The 17,202-nt window shown below is 60.4% G+C and carries 16 protein-coding genes and 1 pseudogene; 14 read left to right on the top strand and 3 right to left on the bottom strand.

The features are described 5' to 3' along the window. Window positions 1-195: 195 nt before the first annotated feature. From ACF8RA_RS00590 to ACF8RA_RS00560, 7 genes are all read left to right on the top strand, one after another. The gene (locus ACF8RA_RS00590; protein ID WP_176684990.1) at window positions 196-2,913 is read left to right on the top strand and encodes a LuxR C-terminal-related transcriptional regulator; all 2,718 of its coding nucleotides are present in this window, start codon (window positions 196-198) and stop codon (window positions 2,911-2,913) included. A 159-nt stretch (window positions 2,914-3,072) separates the two neighbouring features. Further along, window positions 3,073-4,680: a tetratricopeptide repeat-containing response regulator gene (locus tag ACF8RA_RS00585; protein ID WP_003247330.1), complete on the top strand. Its 1,608-nt coding sequence runs from the start codon at window positions 3,073-3,075 to the stop codon at window positions 4,678-4,680. After that, entirely contained in the window at window positions 4,677-5,369 is a 693-nt protein-coding gene (locus ACF8RA_RS00580) for a sensor histidine kinase KdpD (RefSeq protein WP_003247329.1), read from the top strand. Before ACF8RA_RS00585 ends, ACF8RA_RS00580 begins: the two co-directional genes overlap by 4 nt. 169 nt (window positions 5,370-5,538) lie before the next feature. After that, on the top strand, window positions 5,539-5,817 hold the full coding sequence (locus tag ACF8RA_RS00575) for an AbrB/MazE/SpoVT family DNA-binding domain-containing protein (RefSeq protein WP_019436943.1): 279 nt from the start codon (window positions 5,539-5,541) through the stop codon (window positions 5,815-5,817). Further along, window positions 5,814-6,161 carry a type II toxin-antitoxin system ChpB family toxin gene (locus ACF8RA_RS00570; protein ID WP_392518676.1) on the top strand — a complete coding sequence of 116 codons (348 nt, stop codon included), beginning with the start codon at window positions 5,814-5,816 and terminating at the stop codon, window positions 6,159-6,161. Before ACF8RA_RS00575 ends, ACF8RA_RS00570 begins: the two co-directional genes overlap by 4 nt. A gap of 18 nt (window positions 6,162-6,179) precedes the next feature. Continuing rightward, complete coding sequence (locus ACF8RA_RS00565; protein ID WP_176684991.1) at window positions 6,180-6,824, top strand: MBL fold metallo-hydrolase; 645 nt, start codon at window positions 6,180-6,182, stop codon at window positions 6,822-6,824. A 109-nt stretch (window positions 6,825-6,933) separates the two neighbouring features. Then, on the top strand, window positions 6,934-7,653 hold the full coding sequence (locus ACF8RA_RS00560; protein ID WP_003247328.1) for an OmpA family protein: 720 nt from the start codon (window positions 6,934-6,936) through the stop codon (window positions 7,651-7,653). 79 nt (window positions 7,654-7,732) lie between these two features. Here the strand turns inward: ACF8RA_RS00560 and pta are convergent, their stop codons facing one another. Beyond that, window positions 7,733-9,820, bottom strand: coding sequence for a phosphate acetyltransferase (pta, locus tag ACF8RA_RS00555; RefSeq protein ID WP_176684992.1), 2,088 nt, complete (start codon window positions 9,818-9,820; stop codon window positions 7,733-7,735). Window positions 9,821-9,851: 31 nt separating this feature from the next. After that, window positions 9,852-10,154, bottom strand: a complete 303-nt coding sequence (locus tag ACF8RA_RS00550; protein ID WP_176684993.1) for a DUF3565 domain-containing protein — start codon at window positions 10,152-10,154, stop codon at window positions 9,852-9,854. Between ACF8RA_RS00550 and ACF8RA_RS00545 the strand changes: the two genes are divergently transcribed. Together ACF8RA_RS00545 and ACF8RA_RS00540 are read left to right on the top strand one after the other, a co-directional pair. After that, window positions 10,153-10,638 carry a peptidylprolyl isomerase gene (locus tag ACF8RA_RS00545; RefSeq protein ID WP_003247325.1) on the top strand — a complete coding sequence of 162 codons (486 nt, stop codon included), beginning with the start codon at window positions 10,153-10,155 and terminating at the stop codon, window positions 10,636-10,638. The two genes, ACF8RA_RS00550 and ACF8RA_RS00545, sit on opposite strands and share 2 nt — an antisense overlap. 145 nt (window positions 10,639-10,783) lie before the next feature. Continuing rightward, window positions 10,784-11,266 (top strand): glutathione peroxidase, encoded by a 483-nt coding sequence (locus ACF8RA_RS00540; protein WP_176684994.1) that lies wholly within the window; start codon window positions 10,784-10,786, stop codon window positions 11,264-11,266. A gap of 66 nt (window positions 11,267-11,332) precedes the next feature. Here ACF8RA_RS00540 and ACF8RA_RS00535 read toward each other — a convergent pair whose 3' ends face one another. Next, complete coding sequence (locus ACF8RA_RS00535) at window positions 11,333-12,523, bottom strand: glycosyltransferase family 1 protein (protein WP_176684995.1); 1,191 nt, start codon at window positions 12,521-12,523, stop codon at window positions 11,333-11,335. A 157-nt stretch (window positions 12,524-12,680) separates the two neighbouring features. On the opposite strand from ACF8RA_RS00535, the pseudogene ACF8RA_RS00530 reads away from it, so the two are divergent. From ACF8RA_RS00530 to ACF8RA_RS00510, 5 genes and pseudogenes are all read left to right on the top strand, one after another. Beyond that, window positions 12,681-13,424 (top strand): annotated as a pseudogene (locus ACF8RA_RS00530) (PAS domain-containing protein); the annotation flags it as partial. A 162-nt stretch (window positions 13,425-13,586) separates the two neighbouring features. Continuing rightward, window positions 13,587-14,018: a methyl-accepting chemotaxis protein gene (locus ACF8RA_RS00525; protein WP_370853134.1), complete on the top strand. Its 432-nt coding sequence runs from the start codon at window positions 13,587-13,589 to the stop codon at window positions 14,016-14,018. A 225-nt stretch (window positions 14,019-14,243) separates the two neighbouring features. Then, window positions 14,244-15,581, top strand: coding sequence for a DUF6861 domain-containing protein (locus ACF8RA_RS00520; protein ID WP_392518675.1), 1,338 nt, complete (start codon window positions 14,244-14,246; stop codon window positions 15,579-15,581). Between the two features lie 15 nt (window positions 15,582-15,596). Further along, complete coding sequence (locus ACF8RA_RS00515) at window positions 15,597-16,220, top strand: GAD-like domain-containing protein (protein ID WP_392518674.1); 624 nt, start codon at window positions 15,597-15,599, stop codon at window positions 16,218-16,220. Between the two features lie 343 nt (window positions 16,221-16,563). Then, the gene (locus ACF8RA_RS00510) at window positions 16,564-17,181 is read left to right on the top strand and encodes a GAD-like domain-containing protein (protein ID WP_392461993.1); all 618 of its coding nucleotides are present in this window, start codon (window positions 16,564-16,566) and stop codon (window positions 17,179-17,181) included. Window positions 17,182-17,202: the final 21 nt, after the last annotated feature.

Below are 17,202 nucleotides of genomic sequence, written 5' to 3'. Positions count from 1 at the left end.
GAGGCCGGACAAGGCAATAAACCTCCTGAATACCTCCCCAAACCCCCCGTCCCAGCCCCTGTCCATCAGTCATGTTGCTTTTTGTCGCAGTCTTTTCCACGCCAATTGCGCCCATTATCTTCAAATGCGCAGCGTTAACGGCTAGTCTCGCAAACATCCATACCGCCGTTGTCTTCCAACCAGAATGAGCCGGCCATGACAGATCTGTCCCGTACCCATGGATTCGCAAGTCAGGCCCTTGGCCTGCGGGACGGGCGTTTCTTCCGGCCGCCGCTGCCGGACGGCCATGTACCGCGCCTGCGTTTGTGCCAGCGGCTGGAGGCCGGCTTGGGCGGGCGGCTGCTGCTGGTCAATGCGCCGGCGGGTTTCGGCAAAAGCTCCCTGGCCATCGAGTTTTGCGAAACGCTGCCCGAGCACTGGCGCAGCCTGTGGCTGGGCCTGAGCCAGCGGGATGCCGACCCCGGCCGCTTCCTTGAGCGCTTGCTTGAAGGCCTGCAGCAATACTGTCCGGCACTGGGCGGCCAGGCCATGGGCCTGCTGAAAATGCGCCAGCGCCATCAGCCGTTTGCCTTTGAAGAGTGGCTCGACGGCCTGCTCGACGAGCTGGCGCTGTACCTGCAAGCTGATACGCCGCTGCTGCTGGTGCTGGACGACTATCACCTGGCCCAGGGGCCGGTGCTCGACCGTTGCCTGCAGTTTTTCCTCAATCACCTGCCCCCCGGCCTGGTGTTGCTGGTGACCAGCCGCCAACGGCCAGACTGGCACCTGGCGCGCCTGCGCCTGTCCCGGCAGTTGGTCGAGCTTAACGAACAGGACCTGCGCCTCACCGCGGATGAGGCACTGGCAGTGATCGGTCGCCAGCCTACCGGCCTGCGCGGCCAGGCGCTGGACAACCTGATCCAGCGCAGCGACGGCTGGGTGGCCGGGTTGCGTTTCTGGCAGCTGGCTGCCAGCGACAGCGCTGACGAGCAAGCCTTGCCCCAGGCGCTGCATGGTGGCGAGGGCCTGATCCGCGACTACCTGCTTGAAGAAGTCATCGACAGGCTACCCGCAGACGTGCAGGCTTTCTTGTACGAAACCGCCTGCCAGGAGCGTTTCTGCGCTCCGCTTTGCGATGCGATGCGTGGCTGCCACGACAGTGCCGCCGTCCTGAGCTTCCTGCAGGCGCATCAGGTGTTCCTTGTGCCGCTGGACGAGCATGGGCACTGGTTCCGCTATCACCATTTGTTCTCCGACCTGCTGCGCAGTCGTCAGGCCAGCGAATCGCAGGTCGCTCTGCATTTGCGGGCCTGCCGCTGGTTTGAAGCCCAAGACCTGCTGGACGAGGCGGTGGAGCAGGCTTTGCGTGCAGGCCACCTCGATGTTGCCGCCGACCTGGTGCAGAGCCTGTCCGAGGAGCAATTGCTGGCCGAGCAGAACGTCGGCATGTTGCTGCGCTGGAAGATGGACCTGCCCGACAGTCTGTTGATCAGCACGCCGCGGCTTATCGTGCTGTACAGCTGGGCGTTGGGCCTGGCTTGCCAGCTGGATGCTGCCGAAGAACTGGCCGGCTACCTCAGTCGATTTCTGCCCGCGCCTTCGGCGACTGCGCAGAAGTCGATGCTGGCCCAATGGTTGGCACTCAGTGGGGTCATTGCCCGCGGCCGTGGCGACCGCGAGCGCACCCTGGCCTATTGCGGCGAAGCACTACAGAGCCTGCCGAGCAAGCGCTATGGCCAACGCCTGGTGTGCTTGTCGACGCTGTCCAACCTGGCCATTGCCGATGGTGACTTCTGGCGTGCCCGGGGCTGGAACCGTGAAGCCCTGGAGCTGGCCCAACGGGTTGGCAACCCCTTGTTCGAGGCGCTGGCTCATTACGACCGGGCGCGGGTGCTGCATGCCCGTGGCGAGGTGCTGCGCGCACTGGACGAAGTGCGACAAGGGTTGCAACGTCTGCAAGGGCTTTCGGCGCAGCGGCTGTATGCCGTGCGTGCGCGGCTGACGCTTTACGAAGGTTACCTGCTGGTCTCGCGCCTGCAGCCGGCTCAGGGCCGGGCGCGTTTGCGCGCGGGGCTGGGCGAGGCGCGAGCGTGCCGGGACATCAGCGTGCTCATCGGCCATTGCGTGATTGCCACGCTCGATGGCCGGGAGGGTCACTTTGCCGAGGCCTTTGCCGAACTGGCCGAGGCCGAACGCTTGATGCATATCTGGGATGTGCCCCCGGTCTACTACCTGGCCATGATTACCCTGGTCAAATGCGAACTGTGGCTGGCCCAGGGGCGGATCGACCTCGCGGAGTCCTGGCTGCAGCGCCTGGGTCAGACCTATGGCGGCGAGCAGCCGGCGATGCCACCGGAATTCCATCCGCTGCTGCCGTTGCACATTGCGCTGCAGCAGGCATTGCTCGATCGCATCCAGTTGCGTAGTGACGATGCCGTGCAACGCCTGGCCTGCCTGGTAGAGCGCGGCCGGGCCAGTGGCGGCATGATGCTCGCCGTCAGCGCTCTGTGCCAATGGCTTTCCCTGTTGCTGGACGAAGGCAAGGAAGGGCAGGCCGCGCAGTTGTTGCCCGGCTTGCTGGAGGCGGCTCACGGCGGCGTGATACAGCCGATGCAGCCACTTCTGGAAAAGCACCCGCAATGGCTTCATGAACAACTGCAGGCAGGTGCCACTTGCCCGGTTCAGGCTGAACTGCTCAAGCAGCTGCCGCCAGTGCCAATCGCCAGTACGGGCAATGGCGAAGCGCTGAGTGGTCGCGAGTTGGCCGTGCTCGAACTGATTGCCCAGGGCTGTTCCAATCAGCAGATCAGCGAGCGGCTGTTCATTTCCCTGCACACGGTGAAGACCCACGCCAGCCACATCAACAGCAAGTTGGGCGTGGAGCGGCGCACCCAGGCGGTGGCCAAGGCCAAATCCCTGGGGTTGCTGGCGTGATACTGGCCCTGTAGGTCATTGCTCGTTAAAGTGATGGCCTGACGCCATGGTTCGTGGCCGGCAATGCTCTACCCTCATCTTTCCCGACCAGCTGCCGATACAGCTATCGGTGGCATCGCCTCGCGCGATTTTTCAATCATTCCAAGGCAGGTCGTGTTGATGCTGCAGTACGGGCAAAAGAGCTTTCTGATCGTCGACGACTTTACCGACTTTCGTACGTCGACCCGTTCCATGCTGCGCGAGTTGGGCGTGCGCGACGTGGACACCGCTGACAGCGGCGAGCAGGCGCTGCGCATGTGCGCGCAGAAGCGCTATGACTTCATCCTGCAGGACTTCCACCTGGGCGATGGCAAGAAGAACGGGCAACAGGTGCTTGAAGACCTGATCATCGACAAGCACATCAGCCATGAGTGCGTGTTCATCATGGTCACCGCCGAGAGCAGTCAGGCGATTGTTCTCAGCGCCATCGAGCACGAGCCCGATGCCTACCTGACCAAACCGTTCAACCGGGTTGGCCTGGCCCAGCGCGTCGAGAAACTGTTCCAGCGCAAGACGCTGCTAAAACCGATCCTGCAGGCGCTGGACCGCAACCGTCCGGCCGAAGTACTGGCGGCCTGCGCCGAGCTGTGCAAGAAGGATCCGCGCCTGGCGCCATTGTGCTTGCGCTACCGGGCCGATGCCCTGCGCAACCTCAACCGTTTCGAGGAACTGGAAAAATTCCTCAAGGCCATCCTGGCCAGCCGCCCGCAGCCGTGGGTGTACGCTGCATTGGGCGCACTGATGCACAAGCGTGGTCAGAATGCCCAGGCCCAGGGTGTATACGAGCAGGCGCTCAAGGCGTTCCCGATCATGCCAGGCCTTTACGATGGCATGGCCGAGGTGCTGGTGGCTCAGGGCGATACCCGGCGCGCGCAGAATTTGCTTGAAGAAGCCGTACGCTTGTCGCCATTGTCGGTGCGTCGGCAATCGACGCTGGGCAAGCTGGCGCTGGAGAACGAAGACTTCGAGAGCGCATCGAAAGCGTTCCGTCATGCGGTGAACCAGGGGCAGAGTTCGCGTTACAAGGATGCCGAAAACAACCTTGGCCTGGTGCAGGCGTTGATGAGCAAGAATGCAGGCTTCGGCCTGGACGCCCGTACCCGGGTCGAGATCAACACCACGCTCAGTGAAGTGGCCAAGGAGAACCCTGAGGACCAAGGCCTGCAGGTGCGTGCGCGGATGATGAAGGCTGCCAGCCTGCAGCAGGCCGGCGACCCGGAAACGGCCGGCAAGCTGACAGAACAGGCGATTCAGCGCCTGGACAAGATGAACCAGTTCTTCTCGGTCGATTCGGCCCTTACTGTCGCTGCGCAACTGCAGGCGATGGGGCAGGAAGCCGCCGCCATCGGCGTGCTGAAGAACTGTGTGGAAAGTTATGGCGATGACCCCAAGGTCATGGAGAAAGTGGGCAAGCTGACGGATGACCCCAGCGTGCTCAACGCCATTACCGAAGCGGTCACCCTCAATCGTCAGGGTGTGCGCAGTTACCAGGGAGGGCAGCTTGGCGAGGCATTGCAGCTGTTCCGAAAGGCATTGGGTTTACAGCCGAAGAACATCAGCATCGCCCTCAACACCGCCCAGGCGCTGCTGCGCATTGGCGGTGACAACCCTCAGCCTGCGATCATGCAGGAGTGCCGCGATGCCTTGACCAGCGTGGCCGGTATCCCTGCCAGCGATAATCGCTATGACCGTTACCGCAAACTGCACATCCGAGTGTTCGGCGCATGAATCAAGACAATCAGGGGCTGGATTTTTCCACGGTGATCGCCTCCACCGTGCACGACCTCAAAAGTTCGTTGTCGGCGCTGATCCAGTCCCACAGCCAGTGGGTTGAGCGCTTGCCAGAGGAACTGCGTGGCGGTGCCGAACAGGGGATCATGGAGCATGAATTTCGTCACCTCAACGGCATGCTCGTGCAGTTGCTGGGCTTGTACAAACTGGGTGTGAACCAGTTGCCGGTATGCCCGGACTACCATGAGCTGGATGATTTCATCGAAGCCCAGCTGGCGGCGCACGAGGAAGTGCTCAAGCACAACGACATTCTCGCCACCTGGCGTATCGACACCGATAACCCGCTGGGTTTCTTCGACCGCGAACTGGTGGCCTCGGTGATCTCCAACGTCATCACCAACGCCACCCGCTTTGCCGGGCACGCCTTGCTGATCACCATCGAAGAGGCCGATAACCAGTTGGCCATTTGCGTCAACGATGACGGCCCGGGTTATCCAAAGCACATGCTCGAGCGCCAGGAGGAGTATATCCAAGGCATCGACTCGACCAGCGGCAGTACCGGCCTTGGGCTGTATTTTGCGGCGCGGATCGCCGCGTTGCATGAAAGCGGCGGGGTGCGCGGGCGGATCGAGATCTCCAACGGCGGGGCGCTTGGGGGTGGGTTGTTCAGGTTGTTTTTGCCTTGAGGTCCGGCTGAATCTACGTTTGAAATTTTTGCAGTTGGAGAGTGGCTTCCCAAGGTGATGTAGGGCATTTCCTTCTTGAGATTGCAGGGCTTTTGTCCGGTCAGGGCAGATGACAGTGTAGATACGACGTTTCTACATTTCGCTTGCAATCATTTGGTGGGTTTCTACTATGTATCTACCTTGGGAGATACTCATGCAGATCAAGATTCAACAGTGGGGTAACAGCGCCGCGATCCGCCTGCCCGCCGCAGTACTCAAGCAGATGCGTCTCGGTGTCGGCTCCACCCTGAGCCTTGACACAACGGGTGAGACGATGGTGCTCAAACCCGTCAGGTCGAAACCCAAGTACACGCTTGAGGAACTGATGGCCCAATGTGACCTGAGTGCACCGGAGCCAGAGGACATGGCCGACTGGAATGCCATGCGCCCAGTGGGGCGTGAAGTGTGAAACGGTTGAAATTCGCCAGGGGTGATATTGTTCGCGTCAACCTGGACCCAACAGTCGGCCGGGAACAGCAGGGCTCCGGCCGACCTGCACTGGTACTTACTCCGGCTGCGTTCAATGCTTCAGGCCTGGCTGTAATCATCCCGATCACTCAAGGTGGGGATTTCGCGAGGCATGCGGGTTTCGCTGTCACGCTCAGCGGTACGGGCACGCAGACGCAGGGGGTGATGCTTTGCAACCAGGTGCGCACAGTCGACCTTGAAGCACGATTTGCCAAGCGCATAGAGTCGGTGCCTGAAGTTGTCATCCTGGATGCACTGGCGCGTGTGCAAACCCTATTCGATTAACCGGTTCCCGTATTCACAATGCATATCCCATCGTCAGCTCTCATCCGCGAAACCTTCCCCGTCGGCCCCTTGCAGTGCAACTGCACGCTGATCGGCGACCCTCTGACCAAGAAAGCCATAGTCGTCGACCCGGGTGGTGATGTGGACAAGATCCTTGCTCGCCTGCAGGTCCACGGCCTGACGCTGGTGAGCATCATCCACACCCATGCGCACTTCGACCACTTTCTCGCGTCAGGCAAGCTCAAGGAACTGACGGGGGCCACGTTGCACCTGCACAAGGACGACCAGGTGCTGTGGGACAACCTCGAGATGCAGTGCCAGACGTTCGGTGTACCTTACACCCCGGTACCGGCACCGGACCGCTGGTTGGGCGATGACGAAGAACTCGCCTGCGGCTGCGGTGTGGCGCTGCATACGCCTGGCCATACCCCGGGCTCGATGAGCTTCTGGTTTGCCGATGCCAAATTGTTGATTGCCGGTGACACCCTGTTCCGTCGGGGTATTGGCCGCACTGATTTGTGGGGGGGCGACCAGCGGGCAATCGTGCGCTCCATCAAGGAGCGGCTGTACCGGCTGGACGAAGAGGCCATCGTGGTTACCGGCCACGGGCCCGACACCCGTCTGGGCGACGAGATGCGCGAAAACCCGTTCGTGCGTGCCTGATGGCACATGAAGGCACTTTCATGGAATTTTTCGTTGCCGATGCAATCCAAGGCTGGCATAGATCCATTCGAGATCTGCCGCATTTATGAATTTCAGTAGGAGCTTGTCCATGTTCACCATGCGTCGTCTGATTATCGTCGCAACCGCCGCAGCACTGATGACCGGCTGCGCCGGCCAGAATCCTTACGACAACCAGGGTCAGGCGCAGGGCTCCACAGGGATGAGCAAGACCGCCAAGTACGGCGGCCTGGGGGCGCTGGCCGGTGCCATCGCCGGTGCTGCGATCGACCACAACAACCGTGGCAAGGGTGCACTGATCGGTGCTGCCGCAGTGGGTGCTGCTGCAGCCGGTTATGGCTACTACGCCGACAAGCAGGAAGCCGAGCTGCGCGCGCAGATGGCCAACACGGGTGTGGAAGTGCAGCGTCAGGGTGACCAGATCAAGCTGATCATGCCGGGCAACATCACCTTCGCCACCGACTCGGCCAACATCGCCCCAAGCTTCTACTCGCCGCTGAACAACCTGGCTGGCTCGTTCAAGCAGTTCAACCAGAACACCATCGAAGTGGTCGGCTTCACCGACAGCACGGGCAGCCGCCAGCACAACATGGACCTGTCCCAGCGCCGTGCGCAGGCGGTCAGCACCTACCTGACTTCGCAGGGTGTGGACGCTTCGCGTATCTCTGTACGTGGCATGGGCCCGGACCAGCCGATCGCCAGCAACGCTGACGCCAATGGTCGTGCGCAGAACCGCCGTGTGGAAGTGAACCTGAAGCCGATTCCGGGTCAGCAGTATGAGCAGCAAGGTCAGGTTCAGCAGTATCCCTGATCGACCTTAAGGGCCGCTTTGCGGCGCTGTGGGGGCGGGTAGTCCCGCTCCCACAAGGCTTGCAAAGAAGCCTCTGCTTTTAGCGCGCCACGCTGGCCTGAATCGCCGTCAGGGCAATGGTATGCACGATGTCGTCAACCTGCGCCCCTCGCGGCAAGTCGTTCACCGGCTTGCGCAAACCCTGCAGCATCGGCCCCAGGCTGACCCCGTCGGCACTGCGCTGTACCGCCTTGTGCGTGGTATTGCCGGTATTCAAATCGGGGAACACGAACACCGTGGCGCGCCCGGCCACCGGGCTAGCCGGCGCCAGCTCTCGAGCGATCGCCGGGTTGGCCGCTGCGTCATACTGCAACGGCCCATCGATCAGTAGCTCCTGCGCCGCGTCCTGTGCCAGGCGTGTCGCTTCGCGCACTTTCTCGACTTCTTCATCGCTGGCCGAATCGCTTGAATAACTGATCATCGCCACCCGTGGCGCGATGCCGAAGGCCTGCGCCGAGGCAGCACTCTGTTGGGCAATCTCCGCCAGCTCGGCAGCGCTTGGGTGCGGGTTCATCACGCAGTCGCCGTACACCAGCACCTGCTCGGGGAACAGCATGAAGAACACTGAAGATACCAGGCTCGAGCCGGGTGCGGTCTTGATCAGTTGCAGGGCCGGGCGGATGGTGTTGGCCGTGGAGTGCACCAGGCCCGAGACCAGGCCGTCCACTTCGTCCAGGGCCAGCATCATGGTGCCGATCACCACGGGGTCTTCCAGTTGCTGCTCGGCCATCGGCGCGTTGAGGTTCTTGCTTTTGCGCAGCTCGACCATGGGTTCCACGTAGCGCCCGCGAATCAGTTCGGGGTCGAGAATCTCCAGCCCCGGCGGTAACGTGATGCCCTGGGCGCGGGCCACGGCGTCGACGTCTTCGGGTTTGGCCAGCAGCACGCAGCGGGCGATGCCGCGGGCCTGGCAGATGGCTGCAGCCTGCACCAGCAGTGGCTCGGCGCCTTCTGGCAGGACGATGCGTTTGTTGGCTTGCTGCGCACGCTGGATCAGCTGGTAGCGGAACACCGCCGGCGACAGGCGCAGTTCACGCGGCGTGCCGCAGCGTTGGTGCAGCCAGGCCGCGTCGAGGTGGCTGGCGACGAAGTCAGTGATGAACTCGGCACGCTCGCGGTCGTCCACCGGGATTTCGCGGTTCAGCGAGTTGAGCTGGTTGGCGGTGTCGTACGAGCCGGTGCTGACCGATAGGATCGGCAGGCCGGCCTGCAGTGCACCGCGGCACAGGCCAAGGATACGCTCGTCAGGCTTGCTGTCGCTGGTCAGCAGCAAACCGGCCAGTGGCACGCCATTGATCGCTGCCAGGCTGACAGCGAGGATGATGTCGTCGCGGTCGCCCGGGGTTACCACCAGGGTACCCGAGGTCAGTAGCGGGACCGTGTTGGCCACCGTGCGTGCACAGATGATGATCTTGCTCATGCGCCGCTGCTCGTAGTCGCCGGCATTGAGCACCTGGGCGCCAAGCAGCTCGGCCACATCGCGGGTTCGCGGTGCGTTCAGCTCGGGTTGGTAGGGTATGCAGCCAAGCAGGCGGAAGTCATTACCGCGCAGCAATGGCGAGTGCTCGCGCAGGCGGGTAGCGAAGTCCGCCATGCTCTCGTCGGTACGTACCTTGTTGAGGATGACCCCGAGCACTTTCGGGTCGCGTGGGCCGCCGAACAGTTGGGCCTGCAGTTCGACCCGCCCAGACAGCTCGCTGAGCACTTCGTTTTCCGGGGCCGATACCAGGATCACCTCGGCATCCAGGCTCTTGGCCAGGTGCAGGTTGACCCGCGCTGCATAGCTGGCGTGGCGTGTGGGCACCATTCCCTCGACCACGACCACGTCGTTGCCGACGCAGGCTTGCTGGTAGAGGCGGATGATTTCTTCAAGCAACTCGTCCAGTTGGCCATCGCCGAGCATGCGCTCGACGTGGGCCAGGCTCAGTGGGACCGGTGGCTTGATGCCGTGGGTGCGGGCAACCAGTTCGGTGGAGCGCTCGGGGCCGGTGTCACCCGGGTGGGGCTGAGCGATAGGCTTGAAGAAGCCGACCTTCAGGCCGGCACGCTCCAGGGTGCGCACCAGGCCCAGGCTGATTGAAGTCAGGCCGACACCGAAGTCGGTCGGCGCAATGAAAAATGTCTGCATGCGTGCTTCTCGAAATAAGCGGTGCAAGAAATTAACGGTCAAGGGTAGCGCTATCGGCCCCTTGTGCGCACCAGCCGCAAGCGAAAGGCTGGCCGATGTGTTGCGCACGTTGTGCCGGGTCGAGCACCCAAGGGCGTGCCTGCCACGGCGGCTGGTGGCGAAGGTGCTGGGTATGGCCGCACGAAAGTTGCACCACCCAGTGGCCTTCTGCGTCTTGATGAAAGCCATCGATCCGACTGGTGGGCCGTTGCTCGTCTGCAGTTCGTTCGCAATCGGGCGATGGCTTGGTTACACTTGTGCGCTCTACATTCTTTTGCAAAAGGTCTTGCCCCATGCTGATCGCCGCCAACAAGGCTGTCTCCATCGACTATACCCTGACCAACGACGCCGGGGAGACCATCGACAGCTCCGCCGGTGGCGCGCCGCTGGTTTACCTGCACGGTGCCGGCAACATCATCCCGGGCCTGGAAAAAGCCCTGGAAGGCAAGCAGGCTGGTGACGAGCTGAACGTTTCCATCGAACCTGAAGAGGCCTACGGCGAGTACCTGGCCGAACTGGTCAGCACCCTGAACCGTAGCCTGTTCGAAGGTGTCGACGAGCTGGAAGTGGGCATGCAGTTCCACGCTTCGGCACCGGACGGCCAGATGCAGATCGTCACCATCCGCGACATCGACGGCGACGACGTTACCGTTGATGGCAACCACCCGCTGGCCGGTCAGCGCCTGACCTTCCAGGTCAAGGTTGTGAACGTGCGTGACGCCAGCGACGAAGAAATCGCTCACCGTCACATCCACGGTGAAGGTGGCCATCACCACTGATTTTCTGCGCTAAGCTCAGAAAGTCGCCAGGCGCTCGGGCAAGCCGATTTGCCTTCCTACGGGAGGTGAACGGTTTGGACGAGCGCCTTTTTAGTGGGCGAAATTCGCCTGCACGGCAACCGGGAACCTGAGAGGGGATTTCAACATGAGTGCATTTCACGACCTGAAACTGGAAGCGCTGAACGGCGGAGAGCTGCCCCTCGCACCCTTCAAGGGCCAAGTGGTGCTAGTGGTCAACGTTGCCTCCAAATGTGGCCTGACGCCGCAATACAAGGCTCTGGAAAACCTCTACCAGATCTACAAGGACAAGGGCTTCAATGTGCTTGGCCTGCCGTGCAACCAGTTTGCCGGGCAGGAGCCGGGCACCGAAAAGGAAATCCAGGACTTCTGCAGCCTCAACTACGGGGTGAGTTTCCCGCTGGGGGGCAAGCTGGAGGTCAACGGGCCGCAGCGCCATTCGTTGTACCGCCTGCTGGCAGGTGAGGGGGCCGAGTTCCCCGGTGACATTACCTGGAATTTCGAGAAGTTTCTGGTGGGCAAGGATGGCCGTGTGCTGGCGCGTTTCTCGCCGCGCACTGCGCCGGATGACCCAGCGGTGGTGCAGGCCATCGAGAAAGCCCTGGCCTGAAGGGTGCCTGTCGCGATGTTTTTGCAGCGCCTGTGAGATCGAGCGCCGCGCGGGCGGCGCTCGATCTCACAGGCGCTGCAAAAATTGCGCAGAACGCCCAGCCGCAGCACCAGGTTGCCGGCAGGCGCTGTTCAGATACCCCTCGAACTGCTCGACAATCGCAGGCCAGCCCTGGCGGCTGGCATGCTGTCGCGCATTCAGGCGCACCCTGCGCAACGTCTCCACTTCTTCCAGCAACCAGCACGCTGCATCGACAAACGCCGCCTGGTCCCCTGGCATGGCCAGCGCGCCATTGTGGCCATGGCGAATATGCTGCGCTGCGGCTGCCTGGTCATAAGCAACCACCGCCAACCCTGAGGCCATGGCTTCGAGCACTACATTGCCAAAGGTCTCGGTCAGGCTCGGGAACAGGAACAGGTCGCCGCTGGCATAGTGCTCGGCCAGTCGTTCACCGCGCTGGACCCCGCAAAACACGGCGTCTGCAACCTGGTGTTCAAGACTGGCGCGCTGAGGCCCGTCGCCGACCATGATCAGGCGCAGGCGCTTCTGTGGATACGTCTTCCGTAACGCCTCAAGGCAAGGCCGTAGCAAGCAAAGGTTCTTTTCCGCCGCCAGCCGCCCAACATGCAGTACGGCGATATCCTCCGGGCCTAGCCCCCAGCTTTCGCGCAAGGCCTGGCTGCGTCGGGCCGGATTGAACAGGCACGCATCGACTCCTCGGGCCAGCAGCTCCAGGCGTTCGAAACCGCGACGCTCCAGCTCCAGGCGCTGGCTGGCACTTGGCACCAAGGTGACTGCCGTGCGCCGATGGAACCAGCGCAGGTAGTGGGTGAGCAGGCGCGCCAGCAGGCCAAGGCCGTACTGGCCGGAATACTGCGGGAAGTTGGTGTGGAAGCCACTGATCACCGCCACCCCAAGGCGCCGCGCCGCGCGCAGGGCGCTGAGCCCCAGCGGCCCCTCGGTGGCGATGTACAGCACATCCGGGCGCTGCCGGCGCCAGCGACGCAACAGCTTGTGCATCGACACCTCGCCCCACTGCAAACCCGGGTAGCCAGGCAACGCCCAGCCACGGCACAGCATCAGGTGCGGATCGCTGTGCGTGTGCCCTTCGCCCGCCTGGCGCGGGCGCACCACCTCGACCTCATGGCCGCGCTGGCGCAACCCTTCACTAAGGCGACCAAGGGTGTTGGCCACGCCGTTGATCTCGGGTGGGAAGGTTTCGCTGACCAGGGTGATGCGTAGGGCGGGTGTATTCATGACAAAAAGTTTCCGCCTGCCGGGTTGCGCTAATGTGACCGCCTTGTGACGTAAAGATGACGCCTGATCGCCGGCACTTTTGCCTCTACGAATATTTCCTCGCACAGCACTCAAGAAGGTGTCGCTGGCAGCCGATGAAGTTGCATTCGACTACGTGATGCGCTCCAGGAGAGCGGTGATGTTCAACAACAAGCTCAAGCAAGAAATCCGGCAACTGCGCGAAGACCTGATGTCCATCGAACAGGTCAAGAGTAGTCTCGACAGCGAGATGCTGGTGCTGCAGCTCGACCCTCAGGGACGGATCGAGATGGTCAACGGCAATTTCGAGAGCGAGATGCTCTACCGTGCCGAACAATTGCTTGGACGCAATATCGAGGACATCGTCCCTGCCCACGTAAAGTCGCTGGACTTCTACCAGCGCATGAAAAGCGCGATCAGCCGTGGCGAACACCTGAACGGTGCGTTCCGTCTTCTGCGCGGCAATGGTCAGGAAGCCTGGCTGCGCTCGATCCTGCAGCCGGTGAAGAACAGCGAGGGGCGCATCAAGTACTTCACCCTGCATTCCAGCGACCTCACCCGAACCATCGAGACCTCACGCGAGCACGAAAGCCTGATCAAGGCACTGATGCGCTCTACTGCGGTGATCGAGTTCGACCTCGACGGCATCATTCTCACTGCCAACGAGCGTTTCCTGGCCACCGTCGGCTATCGCCTGGAGCAGATTCGCGGTAAGCACCACCGCATGTTCTGCGAACCGCAGGAGGTCAACTCGGCTGGCTACCAAGCGTTCTGGGACAGGCTGCGGCGTGGCGAATATGTTGCCGAGCGCTTCAAGCGCATCGATGCCCATGGCCGGGTGATCTGGCTGGAGGCCTCGTACAACCCGATCTTCGATGCCCACGATGTGCTGTACAAGGTGGTCAAGTTCGCCACCGTGATCACCGATCAGGTCAATCAGGAACTGGCAGTGGCTGAGGCGGCAGATGTCGCCTACAACACCTCGCTGGGTACCGATGTCAGTGCTCGCAAGGCCACCGAAGTGGTCACCCAGACTGTCACTGTGATGCGTGGCCTGGAGGCTTCGATGCAAGAGGCGGCCGACGGCATCCAGGCACTGGATACCCAGTCGCGGGTGATCGGTTCGATCATCAAGACCATCAGCGACATTGCCGGGCAGACCAACCTGCTGGCCCTTAACGCGGCCATCGAAGCTGCCCGCGCGGGGGAGCAAGGGCGGGGCTTTGCCGTCGTTGCCGACGAAGTGCGCCAACTGGCCTCCCGCACCAGCACCGCCACCGAAGAAATCGCCCGGGTGGTACAGCAGAACGAACAACTGGCGCAGGCGGCGGTGGCGATCATCGACACCAGCAAGCGCCAGGCCGAACAGGGGCTGGCGCTGGCGGATGAGACGGGCAGCGTGATTGTTGAGATACAGGACGGGGCGAAGCGGGTAGTGGACGTAGTGGGGCAGTTTTCCAGCCGGCTGAGTCTTTGATATGGCTTGGGGTTTGTAATGGCCATGGGATCGAGCTTCGCCTGCGCGGCGCTCGATCTCAAGAACGATAAAAATTTCCAGCCTTACCCACAGCAACAACTGAACAGCTGAACTTCGCCGAGCATGCCGGAAACGAAGTCGCATTTTCCTACAACTGACTCAGAAACCTCCGATCCGAATCCATGATGGGATTTCCCCCTGCACACGTTGTCAGGGAGACACCTCATGTACCTGGATTACCTCGTGCCCTCGTGGCACGAGATCGAGTCACGTGTCATCGCCATGGTGGGCTACCCAAGCGGTGGCCAGTTCCGCACCAGCCTCAATGAAGAGGTCGCCTCACTGGGCCTCAACCTGCGCCGGATTGAAGCAGTCCGCACAGCCTTCTACCACGCCGAATGGCAGGCGGAGCACATGCTACGCCAGCGCTTCGCCGACCTCGGCATCAACAGCATCGTCGACGAACTGCTGAGGGTCGTGCAGCAGATGGCGATGATCGTCATCGGCAGCACCGTTACCGGCGGCCTGCTTGGCGCGGGGGTAGGCGCATTCGCCGGCGGCGCCGGAACCATACCGTTCGCTGGCGCAGGCGCGGTCATGGGCCTCAAGGTCAGCGGCTGGATCCTTGGCGCGCTGGGGCTGGCTTCCATTGCCGAGTTCTTCATCGAGGGCTTGCCGCGGATCGGTGAGTACTACGTCGATGGCATCCGCTTCGCCTGGGAAGGCACCTGCGGCAATGAAGGCACCGGCCCGTTCTGCCGGGACGATCCGTATGCGATATCCCGGGCCACGCATCAGATTGCCCAAGGCCATGTGGAAGTCGTGGTGCTGTTGTTGGGGGCGATCGTGTCGTACCTCACCCGCGGGCGCGGCGATGCCCGGGTGCTGGCCCAGGAAATGGCGGCCAGCCGCAAAGGCGCGCGGCTGGGGCAATGGATGCTCCAGCATGAAGAGGGGTTGAAGAAACGGCCGGATCTGCAGGTGCCGGAGCGGCGCAAGGGGGCGATGGATGATCCGCAGCCCGTTAGCCCGAATCAGCCCAGGAAAGCACCAGCGAAGCCCCATCCGGGCACGATGGCATTGCATAACGTTGAATGTTTCAAAGCTGATAAAGTACCGGAATACAAAGTAGGCGAATTCAAACGACAGTTGAATGGCCAGGAAGACGGGCTCAACTGGATGACCGTTGAAGAATTTTTGGAAAAAGTTGAAAACCCAAATCAGCGCAATAAAGGGCTCGCCCAGAGAGCGAGAAAAAAGGAGCAAGAATTTATCAAGGAAAAAATTGAAAAAGAGCTCAGGAAAACCATGGGCCCATTTGAAGCGCAACGGGTTGCAATAGAAAAAGCCAGAAACCGGATGTCAATTACAGCAGCACTGCACAATCCGGATCTCGTCGCCGGAGGTAGAGACGTCATATCGGACTTTGGGGACCGCCAGGTAAACTCAGTGATAGGCGCCCAATGGAAAACCAGGATACCTAACTTAAAGAAAGCGGCCGAAACGGTACCCCTGGAGTCCAGAGGCTCAATCCGCATGAATGTCAAATTACATAAGTGCTAAGGTGAGAAGGTTGAAATGGATAAAGTATTTGCCAGTTTGATTGAGAGTTTTGGTCCGCCGATTGACCGTCGGGAAGTACCTGGCTCCACAATCGAAAGATACACAGACAAGCTTCCTCCCAAGCTTTTGGAATATTGGTCCGAGCATGGATGGGGGGGGTACGGTGAGGGCATATTCTGGCTAGTCAATCCGCAAGAATATGACGCCGTAGTTTCCTGCTGGATTGCAGGCACGGCACTTGCTTCGCACGACAACTATCATTTGGTTGCAAGAAGTGCCTTCGGAGACTTGTATCTTTGGGGAGAGAAAACTGGATTTTCATTGGAGATAACAAGCGTTGGGGCTCAGTACATATTTTATCGAACTGAATTCACAAAGGAACAACTAAATACTGAGCTTCAAGGCTTTATTTTGTCAAGAGAAGTGGAGTCAATGGATTTCAATGGTCTCTTCAATCCCGCCAAGGAAAAACTGGGTAGGCTTAAACATGACGAGATGTACGGCTTTTTCCCCGCGCTCATGCTGGGCGGGGCAGACTCCCTGCAACATCTTAGAAAAGTCAGTGCTGTTGAACACTTGATCTTTCTGGCGCAATTGACAGATCTTCAACCTTACGCCTTCTCCGAGCAGCCAGATTAATGCCGCAGTCAACCAGCACCGCCACCGAGGAAATCGCCCGGGTGATGGATGTGGCGGAACAGTTTTCCAGTCGGTTGAGTCTTTGATAATTTGTAATGGCCATGGGATCGAGTTTCGCCTGCGCGGCGCTCGATCTAAAGAACGATAAAAATCTCCAGCCTTACCCACGGTAACAACTGAACAGCTGAACTTCTAAGCTGCAGGAGAGAATTCTGAGAGATCTTATGAGAACTATGAATGCCATTGAAGCTAGAAAGCTCTCGGTGAAGCAGGCAAAGGAAAACCCTGTCATCTCTCGCAGCTTTGCATAATCCATGAATACTAGTCGCTTGAGGGTTTCGCCGTGGATGAGGTTTTTTTCCTGTTTGTAGAACAAGTTGGTGAGCCGTTTTTTCGACAGGAGGTTCCTCCCTCAAGTCTGGATCGGTACAGAGGCATCTTGCCGAACAAATTGTTAGAGTATTGGAGTGAGCACGGTTGGTGCGGGTATGGTGACGGGATATTTTGGACTGTCAATCCCCAGGAATATGAAGGGGTAACTGCCTCGCTTATCGAAGGCACAATATTGGAGAAGCGAGATAGATACCACCTTATCGCTCGCGGCGCATTTGGTGACCTGTATCTTTTTGGAGAGCAAACGGGTTTCTCAGTAAAGATTTTGGCTCATATTTCACGATACAGGGGCAGTGAATATGAGTTGACGGCGGCGGATATGGACAGGGAAGTGCAAGGTTTCTTCCTTGGCAAAGAGAAGGCGTCTGTTGACTTTGATGGCATGTTCGAGCCAGCAAAGAAAAAACTGGGTATGCTAAAGCATGATGAAATGTATGGGTTCGTTCCAGCCTTGGCGTTCGGCGGGTCAAGCGACCTTGCTAACCTCGAGAAGGTTAAGGCAGTGGAGCATCTAATACTGCTTTCTCAGATTGCCACCCTCGAACCCTACAGTTTCTCCGACTTCTAAAAAAACAATCTGCAAAAAGGG

Source organism: Pseudomonas sp. FYR_5 (assembly GCF_043106315.1).
Classification (GTDB): Bacteria; Pseudomonadota; Gammaproteobacteria; order Pseudomonadales; family Pseudomonadaceae; genus Aquipseudomonas; species Aquipseudomonas putida_Y.
This window is presented reverse-complemented; position numbering and strand designations above follow the sequence as displayed.